Source organism: Shewanella seohaensis, from assembly GCF_023283775.1.
Classification (GTDB): Bacteria; Pseudomonadota; Gammaproteobacteria; order Enterobacterales; family Shewanellaceae; genus Shewanella; species Shewanella seohaensis.
This window is the reverse complement of record NZ_JAKILE010000017.1, coordinates 35,156-47,319: the sequence shown is the minus strand read 5'-3', so window position 1 is coordinate 47,319 and position 12,164 is coordinate 35,156. Positions and strand designations below refer to the sequence as shown.

The 12,164-nt window shown below is 49.8% G+C and carries 11 protein-coding genes; all 11 read left to right on the top strand.

Annotation, left to right across the window (positions count from 1 at the left end; genetic code table 11):
* Positions 1 to 2 precede the first annotated feature (2 nt).
* The 11 genes from trpA to xthA all read left to right on the top strand — a co-directional run bounded on the left by trpA (position 3) and on the right by xthA (position 11,931).
* A complete protein-coding gene (gene trpA / locus L2713_RS17795; protein ID WP_248968803.1) occupies positions 3 to 839 on the top strand; it encodes a tryptophan synthase subunit alpha in 837 nt (278 codons plus the stop codon).
* A gap of 249 nt (positions 840 to 1,088) precedes the next feature.
* Positions 1,089 to 1,514 (top strand): glycerate kinase, encoded by a 426-nt coding sequence (locus L2713_RS17790; RefSeq protein ID WP_248968802.1) that lies wholly within the window; start codon positions 1,089 to 1,091, stop codon positions 1,512 to 1,514.
* Between the two features lie 252 nt (positions 1,515 to 1,766).
* Entirely contained in the window at positions 1,767 to 2,051 is a 285-nt protein-coding gene (locus L2713_RS17785) for a DUF2798 domain-containing protein (RefSeq protein WP_011625817.1), read from the top strand.
* Between the two features lie 574 nt (positions 2,052 to 2,625).
* A complete protein-coding gene (locus L2713_RS17780) occupies positions 2,626 to 4,113 on the top strand; it encodes a lysine N(6)-hydroxylase/L-ornithine N(5)-oxygenase family protein (protein ID WP_248968800.1) in 1,488 nt (495 codons plus the stop codon).
* Positions 4,113 to 4,796 (top strand): GNAT family N-acetyltransferase, encoded by a 684-nt coding sequence (locus tag L2713_RS17775; RefSeq protein ID WP_248968799.1) that lies wholly within the window; start codon positions 4,113 to 4,115, stop codon positions 4,794 to 4,796. The genes L2713_RS17780 and L2713_RS17775 overlap by 1 nt, the downstream gene beginning before the upstream one ends.
* Entirely contained in the window at positions 4,793 to 6,682 is a 1,890-nt protein-coding gene (gene pubC / locus L2713_RS17770) for a putrebactin synthase (RefSeq protein ID WP_248968797.1), read from the top strand. The genes L2713_RS17775 and pubC overlap by 4 nt, the downstream gene beginning before the upstream one ends.
* A gap of 85 nt (positions 6,683 to 6,767) precedes the next feature.
* Positions 6,768 to 8,981: a TonB-dependent siderophore receptor gene (locus tag L2713_RS17765; protein ID WP_248968796.1), complete on the top strand. Its 2,214-nt coding sequence runs from the start codon at positions 6,768 to 6,770 to the stop codon at positions 8,979 to 8,981.
* A gap of 91 nt (positions 8,982 to 9,072) precedes the next feature.
* Positions 9,073 to 10,113, top strand: coding sequence for a siderophore-iron reductase FhuF (fhuF, locus tag L2713_RS17760; protein WP_248968794.1), 1,041 nt, complete (start codon positions 9,073 to 9,075; stop codon positions 10,111 to 10,113).
* 161 nt (positions 10,114 to 10,274) lie between these two features.
* Complete coding sequence (locus L2713_RS17755) at positions 10,275 to 10,820, top strand: septation protein A (RefSeq protein ID WP_248968792.1); 546 nt, start codon at positions 10,275 to 10,277, stop codon at positions 10,818 to 10,820.
* On the top strand, positions 10,820 to 11,119 hold the full coding sequence (locus L2713_RS17750; protein WP_011072939.1) for a YciI family protein: 300 nt from the start codon (positions 10,820 to 10,822) through the stop codon (positions 11,117 to 11,119). The genes L2713_RS17755 and L2713_RS17750 overlap by 1 nt, the downstream gene beginning before the upstream one ends.
* Complete coding sequence (gene xthA, locus L2713_RS17745; RefSeq protein ID WP_086904508.1) at positions 11,119 to 11,931, top strand: exodeoxyribonuclease III; 813 nt, start codon at positions 11,119 to 11,121, stop codon at positions 11,929 to 11,931. The genes L2713_RS17750 and xthA overlap by 1 nt, the downstream gene beginning before the upstream one ends.
* Positions 11,932 to 12,164: the final 233 nt, after the last annotated feature.

Below are 12,164 nucleotides of genomic sequence, written 5' to 3'. Positions count from 1 at the left end.
AGATGAGCAGCATTTCAAATCAAACTATCCCTCATCAAGCTGGCCGTTATCACGCAGCGTTTAGCCGTTTAAAAGCCGAAGGCCGCGGCGCTTTTGTGCCCTTTGTTACTTTGGGTGATCCTAGTCCTGAGCTGTCACTGAAAATTATCGACACCTTAGTGCAAAATGGTGCCGATGCGCTGGAATTAGGCTTTCCCTTCTCCGATCCGCTGGCAGACGGCCCTGTTATCCAAGGCGCGAACCTCAGAGCCCTCGCCGCAGGCACAACGCCAACGCAGTGCTTCAACTTATTAGCGCAAATTCGCGCTAAATATCCAGAGCTGCCAATTGGGTTATTACTGTACGCGAACCTCATATTCGCCAATGGCATCGATGCTTTTTATGCCAAAGCGCAGCAAGCGGGCGTGGACTCAGTGCTTATCGCCGATGTGCCAGTGGAAGAAGCTGCGCCTTTTATCCAAGCCGCTAAGGCCCACGGTATCGCGCCGATTTTTATCGCACCGCCCAATGCCGATAGCGACACCCTTGAAAACGTGAGCAAAAGTGGCGAAGGCTATACCTATCTATTGTCCCGCGCCGGTGTAACAGGCACAGACACTAAGGCAGGAACGCCCGTTGAAGAAATTTTAGCTAAGCTGCAAGCATTTAATGCGCCGCCACCGCTATTAGGCTTTGGGATTGCCGAGCCGGCTCAAGTGAGCGCCGCCATTCAAGCGGGCGCCGCGGGGGCAATTTCTGGCTCGGCCGTGGTTAAAATTATCGAAGCTCATCAACAGGATGAAGCAAAACTGCTGTCCACCTTAGGCGAATTTACCCGCGTAATGAAAGCGGCAACCTAATCGCCTCATCGGAGTGACACAATCATTCAGGGCCAAATCTGCGGATTTGGCCTTTTTTATTGCATTAAGTACCACGGCAAAACCATGTCGAGCAGAGAACCAACTGCATCTTAAAACTGTCAAACCCAAGGCTTATATTGGGCGCTGAGTCTCATGTCTTAGCGAAAGAGATGTTAATATAACGCCGGTAACATCGGCAGTTCGGCAGTTCGGCAGTTCGGCAGTTTTGTTATGGTAAATGGACTTTTTATGCAGTATCAAATCTATATTCTCGACGTCACGCCTTGGGGCTGTGGTTTTCAAGGTGAAGTCACCGCCCAATGTGATAATGGCGCACCAGTATGGTTTTATTATCAGGGTAGCGATCAACAGGCTAAACAACGTTTTCCAGTGAATCAGTGGGTTAAGGTTGAACTCTTCGGCCGCTTAGCCAAGGCAAACCTACAGACCGACATCATTGAACACCGCCAGAGTCTGCAATTCCCTAAACATAATTGTCACTTTGAGGCATCCGGGCAAATCGTTGAGATCACCCAAACGCCCGATGATACTGTGTATTTACTGCAATCGAGCCTCCCCCTTCCCTTCGATAACGAACTGGGCACCTCTCCGATTTCCCGTGGTCATTGGGTCAATGTTACTGGGGAATTATGGGTGACTAACTGGCAAGATTAAGGCTGGACTCAATATTCACGCAGTGCTCGCGTTTTCAGCGCAGGCTTTCCAGAACAATGGCCAGACACTCAATGAATAAAAGGGCAAATGGCTTTTAGGCGATTTTGCCCCTAAAATGGCGAACCGATTGTGCTAAAGTTTGATAAGCTCAATGCCTACGGCGCAATCCCTAACGTCTTTCGCCAAAAAATGCTTTCGCCTAATCTGCTGACCTAACCAGCTTTTGCAAAAGCGACACCTATTGAGGTTTTAATGTCTAGCGTAAACTCAGTCCCGACTCCCAAGCCCCGCACGATTTTTGGTACGCCTAAGCTACCCGCTAAATACGCTACGGTTGTGATGCCATTTTTTCTTTCGATTTTAATGAGCTGCATCGTGTCAGGGATCAGTACCTTCAACGGTGTCGGTGCATCGGCGCAATTTGTTGAGCTTTGGCTGAGTGCGTGGGGGATTTCATGGGCAGTGGCCTTCCCAACCTTACTGATGGTATTACCTTTAGTTCGAAAGTTAACCGCCGCGTTTGTGCAATTACCTTAGGTTCATCTTCGCGTTTAAAGCCATTTTCCCAAATGGCTTTTATGCCTTCCTTCCCCGCGTTGCCCTAAATTCCGCCTAATAACCCAGTCAAAGACTCGGATTTACAGTCGATTTACACTCAAGATTGACTCACACTTTCGTTGCTTAAGACTGCGTCCCGCAATGCTGGCAGCCCGAAATAAATCCGACGTTAACTTAACTGTAATTCACTGTTTTTGCTTTGAGTATTTCTTCAAAGATATTCTTAAGGACATGTTTTACTCATTTTATGCTACGGCAGCTACCTCGCTGACAAACCGTATTTAAGCCCTTTATTTCCCAGTCGAAAGTACGACACCTCCGACAACCTGCAAATGAGAATGGTTTGCATTTGTAATTTTTCGAATGCTAATTTATTCGCCGTTGCGCTGATGCACTCATCCTCAGCTTATGCGCAACACATGGAACCACACCTGATCCGCAAGATAAGGGAATGACTCACTCGGCTGAGATAGAGATAACCACTCCAACTTGCCCATCAGCCGATGATGACAACCACAGTTTCGGTTGGCAGCTGGAACTTAAGGAGGCGTAAGTGACTACCCCAAAAAAGGAAAACGATCGCAGGATTTTCGATCTACTCGGTATCGGCATAGGTCCATTCAATCTCGGATTGGCCGCCCTGAGTGAACCTATCGATGGCTTTAGCTGTTTGTTTCTTGATGCCAAAACCGAGTTTGATTGGCATCCAGGCATGCTGCTCAGCGCTTCTCGGCTGCAAACACCGTTTATGTCCGACTTAGTGACCATGGCCGATCCCACCAGTCGCTATAGTTACCTCAATTTTGCCAAGCGAACTGGCAGGCTGTACCCCTTTTATATCCGCGAAAACTTTTTCCTGCCACGGAATGAGTATAACCAGTATTGTCAATGGGTTAGCAAACAACTCTCCAACTTGAGATTTGGTTTTAAAGTCACCCAACTCGATTACAACGCCGGTGAAGGTATCTACCATGTTACGGGTGTGGATAGACGCAGCAGCCAGCCCCAAACCTATTTGTGCCGCAAACTGGTGCTCGGCACTGGCACCACGCCCTATGTGCCAGACAATTGCCCGCTACATGACCCCCGTGTGATGCATAGCGCTAGCTATATGCAGCAAAAAACCTACCTGCAGAGCCAAAACGCCATTACCGTGATCGGCAGTGGTCAAAGCGCCGCGGAAATCTTTTACGATCTTCTGCAAGATATTGATACCTATGGTTATCAATTAAATTGGATGACCCGCTCGCCACGCTTTTATCCGCTTGAATACACCAAACTCACCCTAGAAATGACTTCGCCAGATTATGTGGATTACTTCCATGAACTGTCGCCAGAAAAGCGCAGTCGCTTGATTGCGAAGCAAAAATCCCTCTACAAGGGGATCAATGCCGAGTTAATCAACGATATTTATGACCTGCTTTACCAAAAACGTTTAGTCAGCGATATCCAATGCCAACTGCTGACCAACGTGGCGCTCGATAAGATAGAGACCTCGGGCGACACGCTGACACTCAAGTTCAACCACCTCGAACAGGAATATGCCCTCGAGCAACAGACGGGCGCCGTCGTCTTAGGCACTGGCTATCAATATCGTTTACCCGAATTTATTCAAGGTATTAAATCACAAATTGAATTTGATGATCGCGGCCAACTCGCCATTCAACGGGATTATGGCATCGATGTCAGAGGCGATATTTTTATCCAAAATGCGGGCCTGCATACCCATGGCATCAGCTCACCGGATTTGGGCATGGGCTGCTATCGCAATGCGACGATTCTGCAAGCGGTTTTAGGTTACGCGCCCTATCCGATTGAAGACAGTATCGCCTTCCAAACCTTCGATCCAACTAAGATCCGCGCGCGGCAACACCAACCCACGAGCACCTATTCGGCAACAAAAGCCATACCAAGCAAGCCGCTACCTTCGGCGGCGCAACCTACACAAAATAGTAATTGTGAGCCACAGGCAGCACTGCGGATAAGTCCTTCAGGCGGCAGTGTGTCGGTATTGATGGCGCCAAACAAGGAGGCGCAGTAATGGCCAGCCAATGGAGTCGCCACAGTGCGGTCTCACTCTCAAAACCCATTGTGATTGATGAGTTTGTGTTTACACCACTCAATCTCCCGCAACAGCTGTCTATGTTGCAGCGCTGGTTTAATCAAGACTATGCCCGCTTTTGGGGGATGCAGGGGATGAGTCTCGATGCACTTGCTCAGGCGATGGCGCCAAGCGAGCACAAGCTCGCGCTGATAGGTGAATGGCAAGCCAAGCCGCTGTTTATGGTGGAGTTATACGATCCCGCCCACGATGAAGTGGGTGAGCATTACGCCGTGGAGCGGCTCGATTGCGGCATGCACCTCATCCTCGCGCCGCTTGAGGGCAAGCCTGTTCATGGCTTGTCCGGCCAAGTGATGCAGGCTATTGCCGAGCTTATTCTCGACAAGCTCGCCTTTAAACGAATGGTGGTCGAGCCGGATCAGCAAAATCACAAGATCCACCGCTTAAATAGCCAAATTGGGATCCGCTACCAAAAAGCCATTCAACTGCGTAGCAAAGCCGCATTCCTCGGCTTTTGTAGCGCCGAGAGTCGCCAATTAGCGCAAAAGACTAGCGCACTTTTTATGCAGCGCACTGCATCCCTAGCGACTCAAGCAACCCAAGCAACTCATGCGCCCCACGCAACCGCAGTTAACCCTATCATTTTGCAGGTAAACCGATGAACTTAGCCACTAACCGCGCATTACTCAAGCCATTCACTCAAGCCGAATTCCCCACGCTGGAGGCAGCTGCCCACACGCACGTCCCCGTCCACTTAATGCCGGAATATTGGCAGGCGGCAAATCGCCATTTGGTGAAGAAAATCCTCTGCGAATTTACCCATGAGAAGATCATCACCCCACAAATTTATCGCCAAGCGGCAGGTATCAATCACTATGAACTTAGGCTCAAGGACTGCACCTATTACTTCAGCGCGCGCCATTATCAGCTCGACCACCTTGAGATAGAAACCGGGTCGATTCGAGTCAGCAGTGCGGGCCAAGACAAGCCACTCGATGCCATGAGTTTGATTATCAAACTGAAAGATGCCTTGGGCATGAGTGAAACCCTGCTGCCCACTTACCTTGAGGAAATCACCAGTACCCTCTACAGCAAGGCCTACAAGTTGGCCCATCAAGCTATCCCCGCCGCTACACTCGCCAATGCCGATTATCAAACTATTGAGGCGGGCATGACCGAGGGGCATCCGGTGTTTATCGCCAACAATGGCCGCATTGGTTTTGATATGCAGGACTATTACCAATTTGCCCCCGAGAGTGCCAGCGCGCTTCGGCTAGTGTGGATTGCGGTGCGTAAGGACAAAACCACCTTCTCCGCCCTCGAAGGATTGGACCATGATAGCTTGTTAAAACAAGAGCTTGGTGAACAGTTCTTCGAGTTTCAACAACACTTAAGCGCACTGGGGCAAGCGGACGATAGCTTTTATTTTATGCCCGTTCATCCTTGGCAGTGGCGCGAAAAAATTGCCCGCACCTTTGCCGGCGAAATCGCCCGTGGCGACATCATTTATCTCGGCGAAAGCCAGGATTGCTATCAAGTTCAACAATCGATCCGCACCTTCTTTAACTTAAGTGCGCCGCAAAAATGCTATGTCAAAACCGCGCTTTCTATCTTAAACATGGGCTTTATGCGTGGGCTTTCGCCGCTGTATATGAGCTGCACCCCGCAGATCAACGCTTGGGTGGCCAAACTTATCGAAAGCGACAGCTATTTTGCCAAGCAAGGTTTTGTGATCCTCAAGGAAATCGCCGCAATTGGTTATCACCACAGGTATTACGAAGAGGCACTCACCCAAGATAGCGCCTACAAGAAAATGCTGTCGGCGCTGTGGCGCGAGAGTCCGCTGCCGCACATTGAGCCGCAGCAAACCCTGATGACCATGGCGGCGTTATTACACGTCGATCATCAGGAGCAAGCCCTGCTTGCCGCCTTAATCGCGCACTCGGGCTTAAGCACCAAGGAGTGGGTCAAGCGCTATCTCAACCTCTACTTATCGCCATTACTGCACGCCTTCTTTGCCTACGATCTGGTGTTTATGCCCCATGGCGAGAACCTGATTTTAGTGCTCGATGCCGGCATTCCGGTCAAAATATTGATGAAGGATATCGGCGAAGAAGTCGCAGTCCTCAACGGCAGCGAGCCTCTGCCGCAAGAAGTGCAGCGCCTTGCGGTCGAGCTTGAGGAAGAGATGAAGCTAAACTATATCTTGCTCGATATTTTTGACTGTATTTTCCGTTATTTAGCGCCAATTCTGGATAAGCAAACCGAGGTCAGCGAAGCGCAATTTTGGGCGCTTGTGGCTGATAATGTGCGCGACTATCAAGCGCAGCATCCGCAGTTGGCGGACAAATTTGCACGATACGATCTCTTTAAAGACAGCTTCGTCCGCACTTGCCTGAACCGCATTCAGCTCAATAACAACCAGCAGATGATTGACCTTGCCGACAGGGAAAAAAATCTGCGCTTTGCAGGCGGAATAGATAATCCGCTGGCCGCCTTTAGGCAAAGCCATGCCTTTGGAAATCAGAAGCTTAAACCCAAATCCTAAATCACTTTTAACCTTGAGTGGGCCTTACGCCCACTCTGGGCACGCGCCTGTGCCCAAAAACAACCTAGTCAATCAAACAGCCTAAATGGAATTTAAGATCATTATTATGAAAACCTTCCCCCTCAACCGTCTCGCGGCGCACTGCCAACTCGCCATCACACGCCCTGAGCTTATTCTCTGCAGTGCCATACTCAGCATGCCCTATGCTTATGCCGATGCCAGCGATACCCAGAAAAAATCCACCAAAGACATTGAAATCATTAATGTCGTTGGCGCTAAGGATCTCCACGATAATCGCTACAAAACTCAGGCGATGAACACGGCAACGGGTCTAGATTTGTCCTATTTAGAGACGCCGCAATCCGTCACCTCTGTTACCAGCCAAATGATGCATGACCAACAACTCAACAGCGTCATCGAAGCCATGACCAGCGTAGCAGGCATCAATGCTCGGCCGATGGACAACGACAGATACAGCATCAGCTCGCGCGGAATTGCGGTCACCAGCATTCTTTACGATGGCGTGCCCACCACCTATGACACCCGTTTTAACTACGGCGATAACCTAATCGATACCGCCATCTACGAGCGCGTGGAAATTGTCCGTGGCGCCACAGGGTTAATGACGGGTGCAGGTAATCCTTCGGCCGCGATTAACCTTATTCGTAAACGCCCGACGCAAGAATTTATGGGCAGTACCTCAGTGAGTGTCGGCTCATGGAACAATCTGCGCGGTATGGTCGATTTATCCAGCGGCTTAAATGAAAGTGGCAGCATTCGTGGCCGGGTTGTCGCCGCCTATCAGGATAAAGAATCCTTCCAAGACAGATACGAGCAGCAACGCACCACCCTCTATGGCATTGTTGAAACCGATATTACCGACAGCACACTGCTGACCTTAGGCGTGGATTATCAAGACACCACGCCCGAAGCCACTATGTCCGGCGGGCTGCCGCTGTTCCACAGTGATGGCAGTCGTACAAATTACGATCGCGCCACTTCCACCGCTCCCGATTGGGCCTCGGCGCATACCCAAGGGCTTAATACCTTCGCCAGTCTTGAACATCGTTTTGATAACGGTTGGGAGCTGAAAGGCTCCTACAGCTATGGCGATAACTCGCTGAAATATAATGTGCTGTGGGCTACAGGTTACCCTGACCCCGTGACTAATCTTGGTGCCACCGCAGGCTCAATCGCCTATGTCGATGGAAGTCGTACCCAACATAACCTCGACTTACGGGCGCAGGGAATGTTTGCCCTGTTTGGCCAAGAACATCAGCTTACCTTTGGCTGGACGGGTCAGCGCCAAGAGTTTGCCAACCCTTACTATTATCCTACGGCCGCCGTGCCGCCCTTGGGAGATTTTCGCGATCCCAACTTCCAGTATCCAAAACCTCAGTGGAAAGAGACTCACACCACGGGCTCCTTCGGCGAAACCGAGCAAAGCGCCGCCTATGTGGCCACACAGCTCAATCTGACCGATGCCTTGGCATTGCTCGCGGGGCTGCGCCTTAACCAGTGGCAAACCGACCAAGATAACTTTGGCAGCATGTATGATTTTAAGGTCGACAATGAGCTCACCACCTATTTTGGCCTGACCTACTCGCTCGGTGAGCAATACTCGCTTTACGCCAGTTATACGGATATTTTTGCGCCGCAAACCTTGCAGCGCATCGATGCCAGCTACATCGACCCCGTCAAAGGCAAAAACTACGAGGCGGGTATTAAGGCCAGCTTGATGGATGAAAGCTTAGATATGTCGTTGTCGGTATTTGAAATTCGCCAAGACAATGTTGGTGAACGCACCGGAGATGTACTGCCAGGCACTACTATCCCAGTGTATCGAGAGGTTAACGGCACTAAGACCCAAGGCTTTGAGTTTGAATCCACAGGCAAAATCACCGATGACTGGAATATCTACTTCGGCTACACCCAATTCAGTACCGATGATCCTAAGGGCAATCGCATCAACACCTCATCACCTCGCCAGCAGCTAAAACTCTTTACCACTTATACCTTCAGCGGCGATTGGAACAAGTTGCAGCTTGGCGCTGGGGTTAATTGGCAAAGCCGAGTCTATCAAACCGTGAACTCACCCTTAGGCAGAGTCGAGGTAGAGCAAGGCTCCTATGCATTGGCCAGCCTAATGGCAAGTTATGCCTTTACCGAGCAGCTAAAGCTAAGCGCCAATGTGCACAACGCCTTGGATAAAACCTACTACAGCCAAGTGGGGCAATTTAGTCAGTACCAATATGGTACCCCGCGCAGCGTGAGCGTGAATTTGGATTATCGCTTCTAACAGGCTGTCGTTAACTAGCTGTTCATCAATGAAAACTGCGGTGAGTCTAGAGTTCACCGCAGTTTAATCAATTCAAGCCTAAGGAGTGATTATGGCGCGCCAAAGGGAAACGGTACCGACCTTAGCCAAGCTTTCCAGAGGGACCCAACCTGATCATACCAAGCACTGCCATAGCAAATGCTCGCAAAGTTTAAACACTGTGGTCGGCGCGCAAACAACAACCAAGCTAACAGCGCTAAGCCCTGCGGATTTAACTCAAGTCGCCAAAACGTTTAATCAACGACTGGCGCTGCGCGCCCCATTTTATGCCCAGCACTTTGTGGCAACCACCAAACCCCAAGGACTCAGTATTGATACTTGGAGTCAGCCAGCCGTTTATCAGCAGCTTTTACTGGATTTTGCCAAGGCCTATCCACCCTTGGGAAAAACTACATCTTCCATCCAGTCAGAAAATATTCCCGAGCAGTTATTGCTCAGCCATAGCCATAATTCCAAAGCCCTGCACTCGCTCTGGGGACAGTGGTATTTCGGTTTGTTAGTGCCGCCCATGTTGGAATGGATCATTAGCGCGCCGCAGTCGCTCGTGAGCACCATTGAGCAGATTGAGCAGATTGATATAGCGCCTAAGCATTTTTATCTTCGGCCCCATGATTCGGGCAGAGTCGCAGGTTTTGAGTTTCAATTAACTCCCACTCCTCGGGATAACGTCGCCATAGTTAAAGCCGGCATAGTTAAATCCACTGTCTTAACGCCACCCCGCGAGCGACGACTTATCCAGTGGATTCAAAGCCATCTAATCCCGAGCGTTGAGCGATTAACCGGTTTAAGCCCAACCCCCGCAAAGTTGTATTGGAGCCATTTAGGCTACCTTATTCACTGGTATTTGGGCGAAATGGCATTGCCAGATATTGAGTTTGAACAGCTTAAGGCGCTGCTATTTAACACAATATCCTTTGACGATGGCGAAGATAATCCACTCTACAACAGCATTAATCTGCTGCCCGCCTCAGCAACTCACTCAGACAATATTCGCCGCGTGTGCTGCTTAAGGTATCAACTTGCCAACAGTCATCGCTGCGTAGATTGCCCGTTAGCCACGCGCGCCCAAGCCAAACATGCCGCACAAGCTTAGCCTTATCGGTCACGGCCCACTTAGTCGTAAGAGCAACATGGATTGCAACAGCCCTTCACACCGCTTTCATGCAACAGTTAGCAATCGGTCACCTTTCACGGCTTTTTCCCTCTAGCCCCCCGTGCTACACTCAAGCCCACGTCTTCTTAACACGATTATTTATGAAACAACTGCTTGATTTTCTGCCCCTCATTATCTTTTTTGCCGTCTATAAATTTTTCGATATTTATATCGCCAGTGGCGCCTTAATCGCAGCCACTGCACTGCAATTAGTCGTGACCTATGCGCTGTACAAAAAATTGGAGAAGATGCACCTAATTACCTTCGCTATGGTGACAGTGTTTGGCACCCTCACCTTAGTGTTCCATGACGATGCCTTTATCAAGTGGAAAGTCACTATTATTTATGCTTTATTTGCCCTAGCCCTTGGCGTGAGCCAGCTACTCAACAAGTCGATTTTAAAGTCCATGTTGGGTAAAGAGATGAAGGTGGCCGATAAGATTTGGGCACACGTAACTTGGTACTGGGTAAGCTTTTTTACCATCTGTGGCCTAGTCAATATCTATGTCGCCTTTAGACTGCCGTTAGAAACTTGGGTGAACTTTAAAGTGTTTGGCCTCACCGCCTTAACCCTGATTAATACCGTTATCACCGTCTTTTACCTTTATAAACATCTTCCCGAAGATCAACGCAAGGAACTCAAATAATGTGGTATATGATTTCAGCTCAAGATGTTGAGAACAGCTTAGAAAAACGTTTAGCGGCGCGTCCTGCGCATTTAGCTCGCTTACAGGAACTGGCCGATGAAGGTCGTTTGCTGGTTGCGGGTCCACACCCTGCTATCGATAGCGAAAACCCTGGCGATGCGGGTTTTAGCGGCTCATTAGTGGTGGCGGATTTCGATTCGTTAGCCACGGCTCAAGCCTGGGCAGATGCCGATCCTTACTTCGCTGCGGGCGTATATCAAAGCGTTGTGGTAAAACCCTTCAAACGAGTTCTCCCTTAATGAAAATCGTTTCTTTCAATATCAATGGATTGCGTTCTCGCCTGCATCAATTGCAAGCGTTAATCGACAGCCATCAGCCCGATATTATCGGCCTGCAAGAAACCAAAGTGCACGATGAAGCCTTCCCGCTCGCCGAAGTCGAGGCCATGGGCTATCACGTGCATTACCACGGTGGCAAGGCACACTATGGCGTAGCCATGCTCTCCAAAGTCGCCCCAATTAAGGTGCAAAAGGGCTTTGCAACCGATGAAGAAGATGCGCAGCGCCGCATGATTATCGGCACCTTTGCTCAGGCAAATGGCCGTCCGTTAACTGTGTTGAATGGTTATTTCCCTCAGGGCGAAAGCATTGATCATCCGACAAAGTATCCTGCTAAGCGTAAGTTTTATCAGGACTTAATGGCACATTTGCACGCTAATCATAGCAACGATGAAGATATCGCCATCATTGGGGACATCAATATTTCGCCCATCGATTTGGATATCGGCATCGGTGAAGTCAACCGCAAACGTTGGCTAAAAACCGGAAAATGCAGCTTCCAACCCGAAGAGCGTGAATGGCTGAAAACCCTGCAAGATTGGGGATTGGTGGACACCTTCCGTCAACTCCACCCCGACCGCAGCGAGCGTTATTCATGGTTCGATTACCGCAGCAAAGGCTTCGATGATAACCGCGGCCTACGCATCGATGTGATCTTAGCCACGCCGTCACTGGCCGCACGTTTAGTCGAATCCGACGTCGATTACGATTTGCGAGGCATCGATAAACCCTCAGATCACGCGCCAATTTGGAGCACCTTTAAAGAAGCCTAACTCGCTTGGGTTAATTCTTTAATTGATAAAAACATCGGCTTAGGCCGATGTTTTTGTTTGAGAGTGAGTACGTTAAGTGCAGACTTTATAGGCGAGCCATGGTATTCACTCGACGACACGGTGAATAGACACCTAGGGGTTCTAAGCTTATGAACGAGAGCCATGGTCATTCTCATGCGTCCCTGCATTGCACGACATTCAGGCGTCCTACCTATCAGATGGCGAAATGGCCG